At 68.8% G+C, this 19084-nt stretch carries 20 protein-coding genes and 2 tRNA genes; 14 read left to right on the plus strand and 8 right to left on the minus strand.

Going from position 1 to position 19084, the window contains the following annotated elements:
- Positions 1-76: 76 nt before the first annotated feature.
- A tRNA-Ser gene (locus AC5RUH_RS05680) sits at positions 77-164 on the minus strand.
- A gap of 89 nt (positions 165-253) precedes the next feature.
- Here AC5RUH_RS05680 and AC5RUH_RS05685 point away from each other — a divergent pair.
- The 5 genes from AC5RUH_RS05685 (at position 254) to AC5RUH_RS05705 (ending at position 4972) form a co-directional block, all read left to right on the plus strand.
- Entirely contained in the window at positions 254-1234 is a 981-nt protein-coding gene (locus tag AC5RUH_RS05685; RefSeq protein ID WP_494128116.1) for an NAD(P)H-quinone oxidoreductase, read from the plus strand.
- Between the two features lie 82 nt (positions 1235-1316).
- Entirely contained in the window at positions 1317-3614 is a 2298-nt protein-coding gene (locus tag AC5RUH_RS05690) for a carbon starvation CstA family protein (protein WP_494024633.1), read from the plus strand.
- Positions 3614-3820: a YbdD/YjiX family protein gene (locus AC5RUH_RS05695; protein ID WP_494128117.1), complete on the plus strand. Its 207-nt coding sequence runs from the start codon at positions 3614-3616 to the stop codon at positions 3818-3820. Before AC5RUH_RS05690 ends, AC5RUH_RS05695 begins: the two co-directional genes overlap by 1 nt.
- Before the next feature lie 52 nt (positions 3821-3872).
- Entirely contained in the window at positions 3873-4511 is a 639-nt protein-coding gene (locus AC5RUH_RS05700) for a bacterial proteasome activator family protein (protein ID WP_494024324.1), read from the plus strand.
- A gap of 5 nt (positions 4512-4516) precedes the next feature.
- Positions 4517-4972, plus strand: a complete 456-nt coding sequence (locus AC5RUH_RS05705) for a hypothetical protein (protein WP_494014750.1) — start codon at positions 4517-4519, stop codon at positions 4970-4972.
- Positions 4973-5050: 78 nt separating this feature from the next.
- On the opposite strand, the gene AC5RUH_RS05710 is transcribed toward AC5RUH_RS05705, so the two are convergent.
- The 4 genes from AC5RUH_RS05710 to tmk form a co-directional block, all read right to left on the minus strand.
- A tRNA-Thr gene (locus tag AC5RUH_RS05710) sits at positions 5051-5126 on the minus strand.
- Between the two features lie 90 nt (positions 5127-5216).
- A complete protein-coding gene (locus tag AC5RUH_RS05715) occupies positions 5217-6770 on the minus strand; it encodes an alpha/beta hydrolase (protein WP_494128118.1) in 1554 nt (517 codons plus the stop codon).
- Between the two features lie 41 nt (positions 6771-6811).
- Positions 6812-7951 carry a DNA polymerase III subunit delta' gene (locus AC5RUH_RS05720; protein ID WP_494024631.1) on the minus strand — a complete coding sequence of 380 codons (1140 nt, stop codon included), beginning with the start codon at positions 7949-7951 and terminating at the stop codon, positions 6812-6814.
- Complete coding sequence (gene tmk / locus AC5RUH_RS05725; protein WP_494024321.1) at positions 7948-8598, minus strand: dTMP kinase; 651 nt, start codon at positions 8596-8598, stop codon at positions 7948-7950. The genes AC5RUH_RS05720 and tmk overlap by 4 nt, the downstream gene beginning before the upstream one ends.
- A gap of 82 nt (positions 8599-8680) precedes the next feature.
- Between tmk and AC5RUH_RS05730 the strand changes: the two genes are divergently transcribed.
- Together AC5RUH_RS05730 and AC5RUH_RS05735 are read left to right on the plus strand one after the other, a co-directional pair.
- Complete coding sequence (locus AC5RUH_RS05730) at positions 8681-9847, plus strand: trans-sulfuration enzyme family protein (protein WP_494128119.1); 1167 nt, start codon at positions 8681-8683, stop codon at positions 9845-9847.
- Positions 9848-9885: 38 nt separating this feature from the next.
- Complete coding sequence (locus AC5RUH_RS05735) at positions 9886-10209, plus strand: DUF2516 family protein (RefSeq protein WP_493976898.1); 324 nt, start codon at positions 9886-9888, stop codon at positions 10207-10209.
- A gap of 12 nt (positions 10210-10221) precedes the next feature.
- Here AC5RUH_RS05735 and AC5RUH_RS05740 read toward each other — a convergent pair whose 3' ends face one another.
- Positions 10222-11040, minus strand: coding sequence for a class I SAM-dependent methyltransferase (locus AC5RUH_RS05740; protein WP_494128120.1), 819 nt, complete (start codon positions 11038-11040; stop codon positions 10222-10224).
- 159 nt (positions 11041-11199) lie between these two features.
- Here AC5RUH_RS05740 and AC5RUH_RS05745 point away from each other — a divergent pair, with 159 nt between their 5' ends.
- Positions 11200-11958, plus strand: a complete 759-nt coding sequence (locus tag AC5RUH_RS05745; RefSeq protein ID WP_494024318.1) for a phosphoglyceromutase — start codon at positions 11200-11202, stop codon at positions 11956-11958.
- Between the two features lie 83 nt (positions 11959-12041).
- On the opposite strand, the gene phoU is transcribed toward AC5RUH_RS05745, so the two are convergent.
- Positions 12042-12701 carry a phosphate signaling complex protein PhoU gene (phoU, locus tag AC5RUH_RS05750; RefSeq protein WP_494002321.1) on the minus strand — a complete coding sequence of 220 codons (660 nt, stop codon included), beginning with the start codon at positions 12699-12701 and terminating at the stop codon, positions 12042-12044.
- Between the two features lie 175 nt (positions 12702-12876).
- On the opposite strand from phoU, the gene AC5RUH_RS05755 reads away from it, so the two are divergent.
- Together AC5RUH_RS05755 and AC5RUH_RS05760 are read left to right on the plus strand one after the other, a co-directional pair.
- Positions 12877-14079: a sensor histidine kinase gene (locus AC5RUH_RS05755; RefSeq protein ID WP_494074210.1), complete on the plus strand. Its 1203-nt coding sequence runs from the start codon at positions 12877-12879 to the stop codon at positions 14077-14079.
- Positions 14076-14756 carry a winged helix-turn-helix domain-containing protein gene (locus AC5RUH_RS05760; protein WP_494002323.1) on the plus strand — a complete coding sequence of 227 codons (681 nt, stop codon included), beginning with the start codon at positions 14076-14078 and terminating at the stop codon, positions 14754-14756. The genes AC5RUH_RS05755 and AC5RUH_RS05760 overlap by 4 nt, the downstream gene beginning before the upstream one ends.
- Positions 14757-14838: 82 nt before the next feature.
- On the opposite strand, the gene AC5RUH_RS05765 is transcribed toward AC5RUH_RS05760, so the two are convergent.
- A complete protein-coding gene (locus AC5RUH_RS05765; RefSeq protein ID WP_494024625.1) occupies positions 14839-15411 on the minus strand; it encodes a hypothetical protein in 573 nt (190 codons plus the stop codon).
- Positions 15412-15667: 256 nt separating this feature from the next.
- Here AC5RUH_RS05765 and AC5RUH_RS05770 point away from each other — a divergent pair, with 256 nt between their 5' ends.
- The 4 genes from AC5RUH_RS05770 to cysS all read left to right on the plus strand — a co-directional run bounded on the left by AC5RUH_RS05770 (position 15668) and on the right by cysS (position 19020).
- The gene (locus tag AC5RUH_RS05770) at positions 15668-16150 is read left to right on the plus strand and encodes a CarD family transcriptional regulator (protein WP_127513280.1); all 483 of its coding nucleotides are present in this window, start codon (positions 15668-15670) and stop codon (positions 16148-16150) included.
- Positions 16151-16239: 89 nt separating this feature from the next.
- Entirely contained in the window at positions 16240-17010 is a 771-nt protein-coding gene (gene ispD, locus AC5RUH_RS05775) for a 2-C-methyl-D-erythritol 4-phosphate cytidylyltransferase (protein ID WP_494128121.1), read from the plus strand.
- Between the two features lie 2 nt (positions 17011-17012).
- Positions 17013-17513, plus strand: coding sequence for a 2-C-methyl-D-erythritol 2,4-cyclodiphosphate synthase (ispF, locus tag AC5RUH_RS05780; protein WP_494002326.1), 501 nt, complete (start codon positions 17013-17015; stop codon positions 17511-17513).
- Between the two features lie 46 nt (positions 17514-17559).
- Positions 17560-19020 (plus strand): cysteine--tRNA ligase, encoded by a 1461-nt coding sequence (gene cysS, locus AC5RUH_RS05785; protein ID WP_494128122.1) that lies wholly within the window; start codon positions 17560-17562, stop codon positions 19018-19020.
- Positions 19021-19084 lie beyond the last annotated feature (64 nt).

Below are 19084 nucleotides of genomic sequence, written 5' to 3' on the forward strand. Positions count from 1 at the left end.
GACCGGGACCGCGGCCCGGTGTGGGAGCCAAATGCAGCAGGTGCCCGGGCGAAACGGCCCGGACACCTGCTGGAAGCGGAAGGTATGGGATTTGAACCCATGAGACGGGGTTACCGCCTACTGGTTTTCAAGACCAGCTCCTTCGGCCGCTCGGACAACCTTCCTTACCTTGTAGTCTGACACGGAGGGGTCTACCCGGGCAAAGCGCGCAGGCACCGGGGTTTTGATGCCCCGGACAAGGCGAAAGGCTGGTATGAAGGCGGTTTTCTACGACGGAGCAGGCGGACCCGAGGTCCTGAACATGCGGGAGACCGGAGCACCGCAACCAGCCGAGGGCGAGGTGGTGATCGACGTCGCCGCCGCGGGAGTGAACCGCGCCGACGTCCAGCAGCGCCTGGGCGTTTACCCGCCGCCGCCCGGTGCGTCCGAGATCCCCGGCCTGGAGGTGTCGGGCCGGGTATCGGCGGTCGGCCCGGGGGTCGGCGGGCTTCGGGTGGGCGACGAAGTATGCGCGCTCCTGGCCGGCGGCGGCTACGCCGAGCAGGTGGCGGTTCCGGCGGGCCAGGTGCTGCCGGTCCCGCGGGGAATCGATGTGGTGACGGCCGCGGCCCTGCCGGAGGTGGCGGCCACCGTCTTTTCCAATCTCTTCATGGCCGCGGGCGTGCAGGCCGGGGAAACGGTGCTGATCCACGGCGGCGCCGGCGGCATCGGCACCATGGCCGTCCAGCTGGTTGCCGCTTTCGGCGCGATCCCTGCCGTGACGGCCGGCAGCCGGGAAAAGCTCGATGTCGCGCGTGGGCTGGGTGCCGAGGTGCTGATCAACTACCGCGAGGAAGACTTCGTGGAACGGATCAAGGACGCCACCGGAGGCCGGGGCGCCGACGTCATTTTGGACGTGGTGGGTGCCAAATACCTGCAGCGCAACGTGGACGCGCTCGCCACCTCCGGGCGGCTGGTGGTGATCGGGCTGCTGGGCGGGGCCAAGGCCGAACTGAACCTCGGCCAGTTGATGGCCAAACGGGGTGCGGTCATCGGCACGACCCTCCGGGCCAGGCCCGCGGAGGAGAAAGCCGCCATCGTGCGGGCGGTCGCCGAGCATGTCTGGCCGCTGGTCGTCTCCGGCGACGTCAAACCACAGGTGCACCGCACGTTCGCCCTGTCGGAGGCGGCGGCGGCCCACGAGTACTTCGATTCCGGCGAACACACCGGCAAGATCCTGCTCACTACCCCCTGAAATCGGCCTTCCCGTTCCCTCCAAGCGACGTCGCTGCTACGGTGCTTCGTAAAAGCGGACGGCGTTCCACGAGGGGAGCATCATGAGCGAGAAATTCAGCGGACCCCGGCCCGGGCAACCCGGGAGGAATGGTCCCGCATCCGACGTCCTGGTGCAGGATCCCACCCTGCCGCCGGTAGCGCTGGATCCGGCCGCGGAGGCCGAGGCCCACAGGTGGACCCCGACCAAGATCGTGATCTGGGTGGCCATCGCCCTGCTCGGGGCCGTGAGTTGGAGTATCCTCGCGTTTTCGCGGGGCGAAACGATTAACGCGATCTGGTTCGTCTTCGCGGCCGTCTGCACGTACTTCATCGCCTACCGGTTCTACTCCAAGTTCATCGAGAACAAGCTCACCCGCCCCAACGACCTGAGGGCGACGCCGGCAGAGTACAACGCGGACGGCAAGGACTACGTCGCGACGGACCGCCGCGTGCTCTACGGCCACCACTTCGCCGCCATCGCGGGCGCCGGTCCGCTGGTCGGGCCCATCCTGGCGGCGCAGATGGGTTACCTGCCGGGCACCCTGTGGATCATCGTGGGCGTGATCCTGGCCGGGGCGGTGCAGGACTACCTCGTGCTGTTCTTCTCCATGCGCCGGGGCGGCCGTTCGCTGGGCCAGATGGCCCGCGAGGAACTCGGCGTGATCGGCGGCACCGCGGCCCTGATCGCCACGCTGACCATCATGATCATCATCGTGGCGATCCTGGCCCTGGTCGTGGTGAACGCCCTGGGCGAGTCGCCCTGGGGTGTCTTCTCGGTGGCGATGACCATCCCCATCGCCATCTTCATGGGCATCTACCTGCGTTTCCTCCGGCCGGGCAAGGTCAGCGAGGTCTCCCTCATCGGCTTCGTGCTGCTGATCGCCGCCATCATTGGCGGCGGGATGATCGCGGACACCGAGTGGGGCGCGGCGGTCTTCACGCTGGACCGGACCACCATCGCCTGGGGCATCATCATCTACGGCTTCATCGCGGCGGTACTGCCGGTGTGGTTGCTGCTGGCCCCGCGCGACTACCTCTCCACCTTCATGAAAATCGGCACCATCCTGATGCTGGCGCTGGCCATCGTGCTCGTGCGCCCGGAAATCAACGTGCCGGCGTTCAGCGAGTTCGCGGGCCGCGACGACGCCCCCGTGGTGGCCGGTTCGCTGTTTCCCTTCCTGTTCGTCACCATTGCCTGCGGCGCACTCTCGGGATTCCATGCGCTGATCTCCTCCGGGACCACGCCCAAGATGGTGCAGAAGGAGAGGCAGACCCGCTTCATCGGCTACGGCGGAATGCTGATGGAGTCCTTCGTGGCCATCATGGCGCTGGTCGCGGCCATCTCGATCGACCGCGGTATCTACTTCGCAATGAACGCCTCCGCGGCGGCCACCGGCGGCACGGTGGAAGGCGCGGTCGCCTTCGTCAATGGCCTTGGCCTGGCCGGCGTCAACCTGACACCGGACATGCTCACCGACCTGGCCAGCAACGTCGGCGAGGAATCGGTGGTTTCGCGCACCGGCGGCGCGCCCACCCTCGCCGTCGGCCTCGCACACATCATGCAGGGACTGATCGGCGGCATCGGGATGATGGGCTTCTGGTACCACTTCGCCATCATGTTCGAGGCGCTGTTCATCCTCACCGCGGTCGACGCCGGAACCCGCGTGGCCCGCTTCATGCTGCAGGACACCGTCGGCAACGTCCTGCCGAAGTTCAAGAACATGTCCTGGCGCCCCGGCGTCTGGATCTGCACGGCCATCATGGTGGCGGGTTGGGGCTACATCCTGATCCTGGGCGTCACCGATCCGCTGGGCGGCATTAACACGTTCTTCCCGCTCTTCGGCATCGCCAACCAGCTGCTGGCGGCCATCGCGCTCGCGGTCTGCCTGGCCATCGCGGCCAAGCGCGGGGCGTTCAAGTATCTGTGGATTATCGGGCTCCCGCTGGCCTTCGCCGCCGTGATCACCATCTGGGCCTCGATCCTGAAGATCTTCAGCTCGGATGTGAAGGTGGGCTACTGGGCCAACCACATCGCCCACCGCGAAGCCTTGGCAGCCGGTGAGACGAGCCTCGGAAACGCATCCTCCGTGCAGGAGATGGAGGCGGTGGTCCGCAACACCGCGGTGCAGGGCACGCTGTCCATCGTGTTCGTGGTGCTGACCATCATCGTCATCGCCACCGCCCTCATCGCCACCTATAAGTCCTGGCGGCTGGGCGGGGAACCCTCGCACGAGGACCCCGCGGTGGTCTCCGCCATCTACGCGCCGGCCGGCTTCCTGGCCAGCCGGCCGGAGAAGGAACTGGAAAGGCAATGGAACGAACTGCCGGCCGACACCGGTCGGGCCAAGGCGGGCCACTGATGTCCGGCGTCATCTGGCCCCGCGCCCGGAGCGGCTGGCAGAGCTTCGCCTGGTTCTTCCAAGGGGTGATGGGCGAGCACGCCTACCAGGACTATCTTCGGCACCACCGGCGGGCACATCCGGGCACGGAGCCGATGAGCGAGCGCGAGTTCTGGCGGGACAAGACGGACCGGCAGGAGAACAACCCGCAGGGACGCTGCTGCTGACCGGGGCCGGATATGCTCTGCGCCCGCTGTCCGTCTCTGGCAAGATGAAAACATGAGCGAAGAGCAGACGCCGCAGCCGGCAGAACCGGTCATCCTCCCCGCGCTGCCCAGCGGCCACAGCCCGGCCGGCGGAGAGCCCCCGAGCCCGGGGCCCGGTCCCGCCGCGCGGCGGCCCGGCCGCGGCAATTCGGCGCTGGCCGACCTGGTCGATGAACCGGCGAAGGTCATGCGGATCGGCACGATGGTCCGCCAACTGCTCGAGGAAGTGCGCAGCGCCCCGCTGGACGACGCAGCCCGGGTCCGCCTGGCCGAAATCCATGAGCGGTCCGTCAAGGAGCTGGAGGACGGGTTGGCACCGGAGCTGATCGAGGAACTGCACCGGATCAACCTGCCGTTCACCGACGACTCCACGCCGTCGGACGCCGAGCTGCGCATCGCCCAGGCGCAGCTGGTCGGCTGGCTGGAGGGCCTCTTCCACGGCATCCAGACCGCCATCGCGGCACAGCAGGCCCTCAACCAGCAGATGGCGGCCCGCATGCAAATGCGCCAGCTGCCGCCCGGCACCATGATCGCGCCCGGCGTCGTGATTGGCGACGACGGTGAACCGCGGCGGGCCACCGGAGCCGAGGGGGAGAACGCCGGCTCGGTGCAGGGCGGCGAACGGCACGCCGGACCCGGACAGTACCTGTAGGGCCGGTGGCGCTCTTCGGTGCCGCCCGGCAGGCCCGCCGGGAGGATAAGGAACTCGGCAAGGGCATTTGGCGCCGCGCGCACGACCGCTTCCGGCGCGCCCTGGAGCGCTACCACCAGGTCCTCGAGGGCGTGGAGGACGACGGCCTCTACGGCGAGCTGCTGCCGGTAGCCGACCAGCTCGCCGGCCTCCTGCCACGAGTGCGCAGTTGCTGCACGACCGCCCAGTCGCTGCATCCCACCGACGGACTGGATATTCCCGGCGGCGTGCTGGCAGATGTCCACCGCAGCCTTTCCAGGGCGGGCAACTCCCTGGCGGCGGCCGCACAGGCCGCAGCGATGGTCAGGCTCGGCGGCAGCCAGGGCTACGAAGCAGGCGTCGAGAACGTGCGCCGGCGCGCCGCCGTCGTGCTCGCGGACCTGGCCGATGCCGAGCGCCTGCTGGCCGGCCTGAAACACTGACCCGCACCCTGCCTACGCGGCGGAAGCCGGGAAACAAAAAAGCCCTCCGCCGGCTGTGTGCCGTGCGGAGAGCTTCGATGGAGCCCCCTGCCAGAATCGAACTGGCGACCTTTTCATTACGAGTGAAACGCTCTACCGACTGAGCTAAGGAGGCGGGGATCGTGACCGTTTCCGGGCCGAATCCACGAAGAACAACTATATGGGAGCCGTGCCGGGCCGGTCAAAACGACCGGCCCGCGTCGGCTCAAGAGCAGGCGGTGCCCTCGGCCGGCATGGTGCCGTCGGCGAAGTAGCTGTCCACCGCATCGCGGATGCAGGTGTTGCCCCGCCCGTACGCCGTGTGGCCTTCGCCCTCGTAGGTCAGCAGCGTGGCCGACGCCAGGTCCGCGGCCATCGATTCCGCCCACTCGTAGGGGGTGGCCGGGTCGCCGGTGGTGCCGATCACCAGCATCGGCGCGGCCCCCTCGGCGTGGATCGGGGCGCGTTCACCGGTGGGCTCGTACGGCCAGTTCTTGCAGTTCACCCCGCCGTAGGCCAGGTAGCGGCCGAGGGTGGGGGAGGCCTGCTCCAGCTCCTTGGCGTCCTCGCGCATGGCGGCCAGATCGGTCTCCATCGGATAGTCCAGGCAGTTGACCGCCATGAAGGCGAACGTGCTGTTGCTGGTGTAGCGGCCGTCGGAATCGCGGCCGGCGCTGCTGTCCGCGAGCAGCAGCACGGTGCTGGGGTCGCCTTGGAACGCGCTGGCCAGCGCCTGGGTGAGGATCGGCCAGCTGGCGTCGTCGTACAGCGGCACCAGCAGGCCGGAGACAAAGGTGCCGACCGGGACCAGACGGCCGTCCGACGCGGTGAGCGGGCTCTCCTCGACGGAGCGGATCAGGTCGCGCAGCTGGGCCACGGCGTCGTCCACGCCGCCGTTCATCGGGCAGCCGGCGTTCTCCAGGCAGAACTCCGCGTAGGCGTGGATGGTGTCCTCGAAGGCGGCCGCCTGGCCCAGCGTGATCTGCTCGTTGCTCAGCGAGGGATCCAGCGCACCGTCCAGCACCATCCGGCCGGTCCGCTCCGGGAACAGCCCCGCGTAGGTGGCACCCAGGAACGTGCCGTAGGAGAAGCCCAGGTAGTTCAGCTTTTCGTCGCCGACGACGGCCCGGATGATGTCCATGTCCTTGGCGGCGCTGACCGTGTCCACGTGGCCCAGGACCTCGCCGGTCTTCTCCGCGCACTGGGCGGCGAGCTCGGCCGCATCGTCGATCGCCCGCTGGAGGTCCTCGGCCGAGTCGCGGTCGTACTCCGTCTGCCGGGACTCGTCGCGTTCGGCGTCGGTCTGGCAGGTCACCGGCGCCGAGCGTTGCACGCCGCGCGGATCAAAGCCGACCAGGTCGTACTCGCTCCGCAGCTGCTCGGAAAACATCGTCTGGAGGCCGTCGCGCAGCAGGTCGTAGCCGGAGCCGCCGGGCCCGCCCGGATTGACCAGGATTGACCCCTGCGCCGAACCGCCGGCGTCGCTGCGGATGGCGGCGATCTGGATGCTTTCGCCGCCGGGGTCCGCGTAGTCCAGCGGCACGTCGACGTCCGCGCACTCCAATCCGCTCTCGCACGGCTGCCAGTCGACGTCCTGCGTGTAGTACGGCATCAGTTCTTCGGCCACCCCGTTGGTGACCTGCGCCGGGTCCGCGGCCTCGCGCTCCTGTTCCGGGGCGATCACGGAACAGCCGGTGCCCAGCAGGAGGACGACGGCGGCCAGCACCGCTGCTGGGGAACGGCGCGTTGAAGCGGGGTGCCTGGGGCGGGTGCGGGGCATGCGGGCGGCTCCTGGATAGTGCTGCGTGCGGGTCCGGGGACTCAGAGCAGGCTGACGGCCATGGCTTCCATGGCCAGGACGGGGGCAACGTTGGTGCCCAGGCGCTGCCTGGCCTGGGCAATGGCGTCCATCCTGCCCAACGTCTGTTCGGGGGTGGATCGTTCCGCGTAGGCGGTCAGATCCTGGCGCAGGTATTCGTTGACCAGTTCGGTGCCGGTACCCAGCTGGAGGGTGAGCACGTCGCGGAAGAACGTGCTCAGGTCGATCATCACCCGGTCCAGCGAGTCGCTGACACTGCGCTTGGCGCGGCGTTTCTGGTCTTCCTCCAGCCGCTTGAGCTGGCTGCGGATGGCCGGCGGCATGGCGCCCTTCTCGGGTGCCCCGAGCGCGACCAGCAGTGACTCGCGCTCGGCCTCGTTGCGCTGTTCGGAGGCGGCCGCGGCGTCGGCATTGGAGATCTCCACGAGTTCGCCTGCGGCGGTGACGGCGTCGGCCACACCGCGCAGCCGCAGCGGCAGCCGCACAATCGTGTCGCGGCGGTGGCGGGCATCGGCGTCGGTGGCCAGGCGGCGGGCGACGCCGATGTGGCTTTGGGAAACCCGGGCGGCGAAGCCGGCCAGCTCGGGATCCGCGCCGTCCCGGCGGACCAGGAGGGCGGCGACGTCGTCGGGCGGCGGAATGCGCAGGCTGACCGGGCGGCAGCGCGAGCGGATGGTCACCAGGACGTCCGCAGGGCTGGGCGTGCACAGGATCCAGATGGTCCGCGGGGGCGGTTCCTCGATGGCCTTGAGCAGCACATTGGTGGTGCGCTCGGTCATCCGATCCGCGTCCTCGATGATGATCACGCGCCAGCGCCCCGAGGACGGCTTGTCCTGCGCCTTGCCGACCAGTTCGCGCATCTCCTGAATGGAGAACGTCACGTTCTCGGTGGCCACCAGGGTGGCATCGGCATTGGAACCGGCCAGCACCGTGCGGCAGGCATGGCAGGCCCCGCAGCCGCGTTCGGCCGGATCCGCGTGGTCGCACAACAGCGCCGCGGCGAAGGACTTGGCGGCGTTGCTGCGGCCGGAGCCGGGCGGGCCGGTAAAGAGCCAGGCGTGCGCGGGGCGTTCGGCGGCGGCCGCCCGGCTGAGCTGTTCGATTACCGCGGCCTGGCCGGGCAGGTCGGACCAGACGCTCATGCCAGCAGCTCCCGCACCCGGGCCATGATCGCCACGGTCAGGTCGTCGCGGTCGGCGGCGGCGTCCAGCACCAGGTACTTCTCCGGGGCTGCGTCGGCCAGTTCCACAAAGGCGTCCCGGATCCGGGAGTGGAAGTCGTCGGCCTCTGACTCCAGCCGGTCCTCGGCGGCATCCCCGGCCGTGCGCCGCTCGCGGCCCTGCTGCGGGGCAACGTCCAGCAGCACGGTCAGGTCGGGCAGCAACCCGTCCGTGGCCCACAGGTTGAGCTCCCGCACCGCCGCCAGTCCAAGCCCGCGGCCGGCACCCTGGTACGCCACCGAGGAGTCGATGAACCGATCGCAGACCACCACCTCGCCGCGCTCCAGCGCCGGCCGAATGACCTGTTCCACGTGGGCGGCCCGGGAGGCGGAGAAGATCAGGGCCTCGGTGCGGGCGTCGATCTCGCCGTGGCCGTGTTCGAGCACCAGCGCGCGCAGCTTTTCCCCCACGGGGGTGCCGCCGGGTTCCCGGGTACGTAGCACCGTCCGGCCCATCCCCTGCAGACGCTGTTCGACGGCGGCGGCCTGGGTTGATTTTCCGGCCCCGTCCCCGCCTTCGAATGCGATAAAGAGGCCGCGTGCGGTGGCGGGCTGGCGGTCGGAACTCACCTGATTAGCCTAGCGGGAATCGCCGGGGCCCGCGGGACGGTCACAGTTAGCGTGTGGATGGCCGTGGTACTAATGTGCTCTCATGACCGACGCCTTCTCCCACGGCCGCCAGGATGCCGGGCAACTCGCCCCGGACACCGTTGTGGTTTCCTCCGGACGGCCGCCCCGCGACCACGACGCACCGGTCAACCCGCCGCTGGTGTTGTCCTCCACGTTCTTCGGCCGGGGCGAAGTGGTGCAGGGGGACCGCGCCTACGGCCGCTACTCCAACCCGACCTGGGATCCGTTCGAAGAAACCCTGGCCGAGTTGGAAGGCGCGTCCCTGCCGGGACTGGTCTTCGCGTCCGGGCTCGCGGCCGTTTCGGCCGCGCTGTCGCTGCTCCCTCCCGGCGGGGTGCTGGTGATGCCGCGGCACAGCTACCAGGGCAGCCTGGCCATTGCCGAGCAGTTGGCCGGGCGCGGGGAACTGCAGTTGCGCACGGTGGACATCGCGGACACCGCCGCCGTCACGGCCCAGTTGGCCGGCGCCGGCATGCTCTGGCTGGAAAGCCCGACCAACCCGATGCTCGAGATCGCCGAAGTGGAGGTGCTCGCCCGGGCCGCCCACGCGGCCGGCGCCCTGGTGGTCGCGGACAACACCTTCTCCACACCCTTGGGCCAGCGCCCGCTGGCGGCGGGGGTCGACGTCGTCGTGCATTCGGTGACGAAGTACCTGGCCGGCCATTCGGACGTGGTGCTCGGCGCCCTGGTCACGTCCGACGAGGACCTGCGCTCGAAGCTGCTGGTGCACCGGTCGCTGCGCGGCGCCATCGCCGGGCCGTTCGAGACCTGGCTGGCACTGCGCGGCGTGCGGACTCTGGCGCTGCGGGTGGAACGCTCCCAGGCCACTGCCGGCGAACTCGCCCGAAAACTGCAGCAACACCGGGCCGTGGAGGCCGTGCGCTACCCCGGCCTGCCCGAAGACCCGGGGCACGCCCGCGCCGCGGCGCAGATGGACGGCTTCGGCTCCATCATCGCCATTCAGGTCAAGGGCGGGGCAGCGGCCGCGGACAAGGTCATTGACGCGCTCAGGCTGTGGCTGCCGGCCACCTCGCTGGGCGGCGTGGAATCGCTGATCGAGCGGCGCCGCCGCCATGTCAACGAACCCGAGAGCGTTCCGGAGAACCTGCTGCGGCTGTCGGTGGGAATCGAGAACCCCGCCGACCTCTGGGCGGACCTGGACCAGGCACTCGCCGCGGCGGACGTGTGAGGCTGCCGAAACGCACCCCCACCGGTTAGGCTTAAGCCGTGCTACTCGCCTACGACATCCAATACTGGCTCTACACGGTCCTGGGGCTGGTCGCCCTGGTGATCGAGATATGGGCGCTGGCGGATTGCGTGGGCCGCAAGGCCGACTACTTCCAGGCCGCATTCAAGAAGACCAAGGGCTTCTGGGTCGGCGTGCTGGCCGCCTCCACGGCGGTCGGGGCCCTGGCCGCGTTGGGCGCCGGCGGCCTGGGCACGTGGATGATCTTCCAGCTGGCCGCCGTTGCCGCTGCCGGCGTGTACCTGGCGGACGTCAAGCCCGCCCTGATCGAGGTCAAGGGCGGCGGGTCCGCCTACCCCTGGTAGGTTCTGCCTCACTCACCCCGCGGGCGCGACGGCGTGCCACGCCACGGTGACTTCCCCCAGCCGCCACCTCGACGGCCCGTCGAGAAGCGGCCACCCGGCGTCGTGCATCCTCTGGCACATGGCCAGCCAGCGCTGCCGGATTCCGAACGCGGCCAGCGGAGCCGCGTCTGCCCACGCGCGGTCCAGCGCCTGCAGGTAGCGGTGCACCCGCTCGCCGGGAACATTGTGGTGGATCAGCGCCTTGGGCAGCCGCTCGGCCACCTCGGAGGGCCGGCAGAAGGCGCCGAACCGCAGCGAGATGCTCAGCGAGAGCGGCCCTTCCGGCGCCACCGCGATCCAGGTGGCGCGGCGGCCGATCTCATCGCAGGTGCCGTCGATGAACAGCCCGCCCGGCGCCAGCCGTCCCCGCACCGTGTCCCACGCCGCGCCGTACTCGGATTCCGGGTACTGCCGCAGCACGTTGAACGCGCGGACCACCGCGGGCCGCCGGCCTGCCACCGGGATTTCGAAGCCGCCCTGCCGGAAGGTCAGGCCAGGCCGCTCCAAAGCCTTGGCCACGGCGACGCGTGCCGGCTCAATTTCGATCCCGATCACCTCAATGTCGAGGCGCACCCGGGACAGGCGGTGGTGGAGTTCGACGGCGGTGGTTGGCGCCGCCCCATAGCCCAAGTCGATGACGAGCGGGTCCGCCGACCGGCGGAGGCAGCCGGCGGCCGGACCGGCCAGCCAGCGGTCCGCGCGGCGCAGCCGGTTGGGACTGGTGGTGCCGCGGGTGGCCGTGCCGATGGGTCGGCGGACGGGACGGCTGGCGGCGGCGGTCGTCTGAGGCACGAGAAAAAAGAATAGGGGCACGGCGGGCCCGCACAGGCCGCTACGGGCCGGATGTGCGCAAGGTCACTGGCGGGAATCGCGGGACTGCCCCCGGGTTTGACCCCGTAATGTCATGCCGCTGCCGCCGGTGCCGTGCGGTGCTCCGCTAGGATGGCAGCCATGACTTCCACCTCGAAACACACGCTGGTCCTGTTGCGCCACGGGCAGAGCGACTGGAACGAAAAGAACCTGTTCACCGGCTGGGTCGACGTCCCGCTGACCGACCTGGGACGCAAGGAAGCGCACCGTGGCGGCGAGCTGCTGGTCGAGCACAATCTGCTTCCCGACGTCCTGTACACCTCGCGGCTGAAGCGGGCCATTGTCACGGCCAACCTCGCACTGGAGGCCGCCGACCGCAGCTGGATCGACGTCAAGCGCAGCTGGCGGCTGAACGAGCGCCACTACGGCGCCCTGCAGGGCAAGGACAAGGCGCAGATCCGCAATGAGTTCGGCGAGGAACAGTTCATGGTCTGGCGCCGGTCCTACGACACTCCGCCGCCCGCCCTGGACGACGCCAGCGAATGGTCGCAGGCCAACGACCCCCGCTACGCGGATCTGGGGGACGCCGTGCCGCGGACCGAATGCCTGAAGGATGTGCTGGAGCGCTTCCTGCCGTACTGGGAATCGGACATTTCCGTGGACCTCAAGGCGGGCAAGACGGTGCTCGTGGCCGCGCACGGCAACTCGCTGCGCGCCCTGGTCAAGCACCTGGACGGCATCAGCGACGAAGACATCGCGGGGCTGAACATCCCTACCGGCATCCCGCTGGTGTACGAGCTGGACGAGAACCTGAAGCCCGTCACCGCCGGCGGCACCTACCTGGATGCCGCGGCCGCGGCGGAAGCCATCCAGGCCGTGGCGAACCAGGGCAAGAAGTAGCCACACGCCAAGAAGTTGCCGCACGCTTAAGCAGGAAGGCCGGCTCCCCGCGGGGAGCCGGCCTTCCTGCTTAAGGTCCTGCGTTACACGGACTGGCCGTTGGGGCGCCATTCGCCGGTGACCAGGTAGGTCACCTTGCGGGACACGGAGACGCCGTGGTCGGCGAAACGCTCGAAGTAACGGCTCGCCAGCGAGACGTCCACGGTGGTCGGCCCGGAGGAGTTCCAGGCCGGATCGGCAATCGCCTTGAAGACGCCGGCATGCAGCTCATTGATGCGGGAGTTGTACGTGTCGATCTGGGCGGCGAGGTCCAGGTCGCGGGTCTCGAGCAGTTCGGTCAGCTTCTCGGAGATCGCAATGTCCTTCTCGGCGAACTCCCGGAACGTGTCGCGCAGCGATGCGGGGATCACGAGGTCCGGATAACGCAGCCGGACCAGTTGCGCGATGTGCCGGGCGAGGTCGCCCATCCGCTCCAGCGAGGCGCTCATCCGCAGGGCGCCGACAATCATCCGCAGGTCCGAGGCGACCGGACCCTGCAGCGCCAGGATGTCAATGGAACGCTCGTCCAGGTCCGTCTGGAGGAAATCGATCCGGGCGTCGGCGGCAATGACTTCCTGGGCCAAATCGATGTCGGCGGTGTCGAGCGCCGTGGTTGCCTTCTGCATCGCCTCGGTGACCAACCGGGAAATCTCTACCAGCTGCTCTCCGACTTGATGGAGTTCGGCCTGGAAAACCTTGCGCACTGGCGTCCTTTCGCTTGTGTACGTGGAGCATAGGGGTCCTAGCATCCCACTGGCTTCATACCCTCTCAGCCTGCGGTGAACTATTACGCCACCTCAAGTGAACGTTAGTTGAACGGGGAGGCGATTGCTACCGGAACGGCCCTGGCACGTGCCCGGCTGCGCCTAAGCTAGAGGCGTGGATCCACTGATATTCGGCTTGCTGGCAGGGCTCGTGGGCTTGGTGCTGGGCAGCTTCGGTGTGCTCGCCTTCGGCCTGAGCGATCGCCAACGGCGGCGCCTGCAGGAAGTGGACGAACCGACGCTGCCGGACGGTGCCGCCGAGGTGCTTTCCGTCGTCGGCCGCGCCTATGTAGTGGTGGACGCGATCGACGGCGTGGTCCGGGCCAGCCCCGCCGCTTATGCCTTCGGTTTGGTCCGCGGGCACACCGTGGTGCATTCCGAGTTGCTCGACCTGACCGCCCGGGTGCGCCGGGACGGCGTGATCGAGGAGCGGCAACTGGAGCTGCCGCGCGGTCCGCTCGGCCAGGGCACGATTGTGGTCCAGGTGCGCGTGGCACCCATCGGCGAGGAGTACATCCTGCTGCTGGCCGATGACCGGACGGAGATAACCCGCACCGAAGCGATGCGCAACGACTTCGTGGCCAACGTGTCCCACGAATTGAAGACCCCGGTCGGAGCCATCTCGCTGCTGGCCGAGGCCATCGACGACGCCGCCGACGACGAGGAAGCGGTGCGCCGCTTCGCCGGCCGCATGCACAAGGAGTCGCGCCGGCTGGGCGCCCTGGTGCAGGACATCATCGAGTTGAGCCGGCTGCAGGGCGCGGACGTGGTGCAGGACGGTACCGAGGTGGACCTGAATGCCGTGGTGGCCGAGGCCGTGGACCGCAACAAGCTGATGGCCGAAAGCCGGCACATCGAACTGTCGGTGGGCGGGAAGATTGACGGGCCGGTCTTCGGCGATGCCGAACTGCTGACCACCGCGTTCCGGAACCTGATCGACAACGCGATCCGCTACGCGCCCGAACGGAGCAAGGTGGGTGTGGGGCTGCGCATGCGCGAAGGGCTGGCCACTGTCTCGGTGACCGACCAGGGCCCGGGCATCACCCCCGATCAGCAAGACCGCATCTTCGAACGGTTCTACCGGATCGACGATGCCCGCTCGAGGCAAACCGGGGGAACCGGCCTGGGCCTGAGCATTGTCAAACACGTCATCTCCCAGCACGGCGGGGAAGTGTCGGTGTGGTCGCAGCCCGGACAGGGCTCAACCTTCACCGTGCGGCTGCCGGAAATGGAGCAGGAAGACGGCGGCACCACAGAATCCGTGGAGCCGCGCACGCAGGGCGCCGGTGTGGCGCATGAACAAGGAGTCGGTGCTTGACCCGCATTCTGGTCGTCGAAGATGAAGAATCGCTGAGCGATCCGTTGAGCTATCTGTTGGGCAAAGAGGGCTTCGAAGTCGAGGTGGTGGATAACGGATTGGACGCCATTGTTGCGTTCGACCGCTCCGGAGCGGACCTGGTCCTGCTGGACCTGATGCTGCCGGGACAGTCCGGAACCGAGGTGTGCCGGCAGCTGCGGCAACGCTCCGCCGTTCCGGTCATCATGCTCACCGCCAAGGACTCGGAAATCGACAAGGTGGTGGGGCTGGAACTCGGTGCCGACGACTATGTCACCAAGCCCTACTCCTCGCGCGAGCTGGTGGCCCGGGTCCGCGCGGTACTGCGCCGCCAGGCCGAACCGGAAGAACTGGTGCCCAATGCAGTCTCTGCCGGACCGGTGCGGATGGACGTGGAACGGCACGTGGTCAGCGTGGACGGCGAGCCGGTGTCGCTGCCGCTGAAGGAGTTCGAACTGCTGGAGATGCTGCTGCGCAACTCCGGCCGGGTCCTGACGCGCGGGCAGCTGATCGACCGCGTCTGGGGCTCCGACTACGTGGGCGACACCAAAACCCTGGACGTGCACGTCAAGCGGCTGCGCAGCAAGATCGAACCCGATCCTTCCGCGCCCCGCTACCTGGTCACCGTGCGCGGGCTGGGCTACAAGTTCGAACCGTAAAACCGAGGGCGTCAGCACGGCAAAAGGCCGGGCAGCTTCCCGAAAGGGAAGCGGCCCGGCCTTTTGTGAAGCGATGGCAGGGTTAGGCGCCGGCCTCTTCGGCGGGCTCGCCGGTCGGCTCTTCCGTGGCGCCGTCTGTCGGTGAGGCGGTCTCGGCAGGCGCCGCGGTTTCCGTGGGCTCGGCCGACGGAACGAAGTCCCGGTACTCCGGCAGCGTGCCGTCGAGCACCGGCACCAGCACGTCGGCGGACTCGTTGTTCACGCGGACGGTGATGTCCACCAGGGCGCCGGGAGCGGCACCCGGGCTGCCGACGATGGTCTCGTTCTCATCCTCTTCGAAGATGACCTTCCCGTCTGCCGGGATGGTGACGGTGGCGGTGCTGCCCGGGCCGGTCAGGGCCATCTGCACGGGAGAATCGGAGGTGTTGAAGGCGGTACCGAGGACACGGGCGGGGGCGTCGGCAGACTCTGCGACGACCAGCAGGTTGCGCAGTCCGATCGAGCCGACGTTGGCCACGATGCCGTCGCTGGCGGAGTAGGACTTGGTGGTGGCCTGTTCGTTGATTGCGCCGCATCCGGTCGATGCGAGCAGGGTGAGCGCGGCGGCGCCTGCTACAAGGGTGCGCTGCACACGGTTCTTCGGCGCAATCTTCACGGCAGAAACTCCTCAGTCAAAGTCAGGGTGCGGTGCTGCAGATCTAGGCAGCTTGCCTCGCCTAGCCTATCGGCAAACCGGTGAAAAGTAGGATTCGACGCCGGTAGGTACCCGCGGGCGAAGCACCAAATCCGCTATCCGTCAAGGGGGCAAAGCGCGGCATTCTAACGCTCGGACGGGCGTAGAGGCCTGCAAACTCGCGGAAGTGGCCAAACCATCCGTGATAAACTGGTGGTCGGGAAAGGGGATACTACAGATGGTATTTGAGGTCGGCGAGACAGTTGTTTACCCTCACCACGGTGCCGCAAAGATCGAAGAGATCAAAATGCGCACCATCAAAGGTGAAGAGAAGATGTATCTCAAGCTCCGGGTTGCCCAGGGCGATCTGACGATTGAAGTACCGGCGGAAAACGTGGATTTGGTCGGCGTCCGCGATGTGGTGGGCAAGGAAGGCCTCGAGCATGTGTTCGATGTGCTCCGTGCCGAGTTCACCGAGGAACCGACCAACTGGTCCCGCCGCTACAAGGCGAACCTGGAAAAGCTGGCCTCCGGCGATGTCATTAAGGTGGCGGAAGTTGTCCGCGACCTGTGGCGCCGGGACCACGACCGCGGCCTTTCCGCGGGCGAGAAGCGGATGCTGGCCAAGGCGCGCCAGATCCTGGTTTCCGAACTCGCCCTCGCGGAGAAGACCGACGAAGACAAGGCAGCCGAGGTCCTCGACGAGGTTCTCGCCTCCTGACCACGCTCCAAGCGGCCGGCGTCCAGCACTGGAAGCCGGCCGCTTTTTCGTGGCCGAACCGCCCGGCCGCGCCCCATTAGGCTAAAGGGGTGAGCACAGCAAGCACGTCCCTGGGCGTGATCATCGTGGCGGCCGGCTCGGGCACCCGCCTCGGCTACGGCCTGCCCAAGGCCCAAGTCCCGCTGGCCGGCGAACCGATCCTCTCCCACGCGCTGCGGGGAGTGCTGGCGGCCGGCATCGCGTCACGGATCTGTGTGGCCGTCCCGCCCGGCGACACCGCCCTGCGGCAGCTCTGCGGTGGCTTCGCCGCGCAGTATCCCCACACCCCGATCTCCGCGGTCGACGGCGGTGCCACCCGGGCCGCCTCGGTCGCCGCCGCGCTCCGCGGGCTGGGCGACGGCATGTCCGGGGTCCTGGTGCACGACGCGGCCCGGGCGCTGACCCCGCCCGAGGTCTTCGAACGGGTCGCCGCCGCGCTGGCGGCCGGCGCGCGCGCCGTCGTTCCGGCGGTGCCGGTGGTGGACACCATCAAGGAGGCCGCGCCGAGCACCGGCGCCGGGGCAGAAATCTCACCCGAGAAGGTGGCGGCCACCGTGGACCGCACCCGGCTGCGCGCCGTCCAGACACCGCAAGGGTTCGACGCGGCAACCCTGGCGGTGGCGCACCGGAGCCTGGCGGGCATGGCCCCCGAGGAGGCCGCCGCCATCACCGACGAAGCCCTGTTACTGGAGCGTCACGGCATCGACGTGATGCTGGTGCCCGGCTCCGCACGGGCCTTGAAAATCACCACGCCGTTGGATCTGACCGTGGCGGAGGCCCTGCTGGCCGCCGGCCGGCCCCGACCCGTCATGAAAGGCTGACCGTGCCCGACTTCCCGTTTCCCCTCCCGCGCACCGGAATCGGAGTGGACGTCCACGCTTTCGCCCCGGACTCCGACCCGCAGCCGTTGTGGCTGGGCGGCCTGCTGTGGGAGGGGGAGCGAGGCCTGGCCGGCCACTCCGACGGAGACGCCGCCGCCCACGCCGCCGCGGATTCGCTGTTTTCCGCGGCCGGGATCGGAGACCTCGGCACGCACTTCGGCACTGACCGTCCCGAGTACGCCGGCGCCTCGGGGGTCCGGTTGCTGTCAGAAGCGGCGCGGATCGTCCGCGAGGCGGGGTTCGAGATCGGCAATATCGCGGTCCAGTTGGTCTGCAACCGCCCCAAGTTCGGGCCGCGCCGGTCCGAATCCGAGGCGGTGCTCAGTGAGGCCGCCGGTGCGCCGGTCAGCGTTTCGGCGACCACCAGCGACGGGCTGGGATTCACCGGCCGCGGCGAGGGGATCGCGGCGGTGGCCACCGCCGTCGTCGTGAAGCTGCCGTAGCAGGGTGCGTTCGCACCGGCGTGGCGGCCGCGGCTAGGCTAGAGCGGTGAGCCTGAGATTCTATGACACCGCCACCGCGCAAGTCCGCGACTTCGTCCCGCTGGCCCCGGGCAAGGCCGGGCTCTACTACTGCGGGGCCACGGTGCAGGGCGATCCGCACGTCGGCCATATCCGTTCGGCCATCGCCTTCGACCAGCTCACCCGTTGGCTGCGCTACAGCGGGTATGACGTCACGGTAGTGCGCAACGTGACGGACATCGACGACAAGATCCTGGTCAAGTCCGCCGAATCCTTCCGCCCCGGCGCGGCCGAAGACCCGATGGTGCCGGTGCCGAACGAGCCGTGGTGGGCGCTGGCCTACCGCTACGAGCAGGAATTCGCCAAGGCCTACGACATCCTGGGCGTGGAACGGCCCACCTACGAACCGCGCGCCACCGGCCACATTCCGGAGATGCACCGCCTGATCCAGCAGTTGATCGACCGCGGCCACGCCTACCCGGCGCTGGACGATTCCGGCGACGTGTACTTCGATGTGCGCTCGTGGCCGGAATACGGCTCGCTGACGCATCAGCGGATCGAGGACATGCAGGCGGCGCCCGACGCCGGCCCGCGCGGCAAGAAGGATCCGCGCGACTTCGCGCTCTGGAAGGGACACAAGGACGGCGAGCCGGAGACGGCCAGCTGGTCCAGCCCGTGGGGAGCCGGCCGCCCTGGCTGGCACCTGGAGTGCTCGGCCATGGTCACCAAGTACCTGGGCACCGAGTTCGACATCCACGGCGGCGGGCTGGACCTGCGGTTCCCGCACCACGAGAACGAGATGGCCCAGTCCCGGGCGGCCGGGCACGGGTTCGCCAACTTCTGGATGCACAACGGCATGGTCACCTTCGAGGGCGAGAAGATGTCCAAATCGATCGGCAACATCATCACCCCCGCGGAGATGCTCCAGGACGCCAGGCCGCTGGTGGTCCGCTACTACCTTGGCCAGGCCCAGTACCGGTCCGCGCTGGACTACAACCCCGGCTCGCTGGTGGAAGCGGGCGCCGCGGTGGAGCGGATCGAGGGATTCCTGCAGCGGGCGCTGAAGTTCCTCTACGGCGAGCAGTTCGGCTTCGTCGTGACCGAACGCGTCCCGGAGGCTTTCGCCGCGGCCATGGACGACGACCTCAACGTGCCGCAGGCGCTGGCAGTGGTCCACGAAACGGTGCGGGCCGGCAACACCGCGCTGGACGCCCGCGACAAGGAAGCGGCCACCCGCGCGCTGCACCAGGTCATGGCGATGACCGACGTGCTGTACATCAACCCGCTGGATCCGCACTGGAGCAGCGGCGGCGCGGACCCCGCGGCCCTTCAGGCCCTGGACGTGCTGGTCAGCGCGCAACTGGAGGAGCGTCGGCTGGCCCGCGAGGCGAAGGACTGGGCCCGCGCCGATGCCATCCGCGACACCCTGGCGGCCGCCGGGATAGTGGTGGAGGATTCGGCCGAGGGCGCCAGCTGGAATCTCGGCTGACGGCAGCCCGCACCGTTGGGCGGTACCCTTTAAAGCAGACGATTCCCGTCGGGCCTGCCGCTCA

The sequence above is a fragment of the Arthrobacter sp. Y3223166 genome, assembly GCF_059090935.1.

Bases quoted from the DNA above. Each gene is read 5' to 3' on its own strand.
- AC5RUH_RS05685 (WP_494128116.1), top strand. From the start codon at position 254: ATGAAGGCGGTTTTCTACGACGGAGCAGGCGGACCCGAGGTCCTGAAC.
- AC5RUH_RS05690 (WP_494024633.1), top strand. From the start codon at position 1,317: ATGAGCGAGAAATTCAGCGGACCCCGGCCCGGGCAACCCGGGAGGAAT.
- AC5RUH_RS05695 (WP_494128117.1), top strand. From the start codon at position 3,614: ATGTCCGGCGTCATCTGGCCCCGCGCCCGGAGCGGCTGGCAGAGCTTC.
- AC5RUH_RS05700 (WP_494024324.1), top strand. From the start codon at position 3,873: ATGAGCGAAGAGCAGACGCCGCAGCCGGCAGAACCGGTCATCCTCCCC.
- AC5RUH_RS05715 (WP_494128118.1), bottom strand. From the start codon at position 6,770: ATGCCCCGCACCCGCCCCAGGCACCCCGCTTCAACGCGCCGTTCCCCA.
- AC5RUH_RS05720 (WP_494024631.1), bottom strand. From the start codon at position 7,951: ATGAGCGTCTGGTCCGACCTGCCCGGCCAGGCCGCGGTAATCGAACAG.
- AC5RUH_RS05730 (WP_494128119.1), top strand. From the start codon at position 8,681: ATGACCGACGCCTTCTCCCACGGCCGCCAGGATGCCGGGCAACTCGCC.
- AC5RUH_RS05745 (WP_494024318.1), top strand. From the start codon at position 11,200: ATGACTTCCACCTCGAAACACACGCTGGTCCTGTTGCGCCACGGGCAG.
- AC5RUH_RS05770 (WP_127513280.1), top strand. From the start codon at position 15,668: ATGGTATTTGAGGTCGGCGAGACAGTTGTTTACCCTCACCACGGTGCC.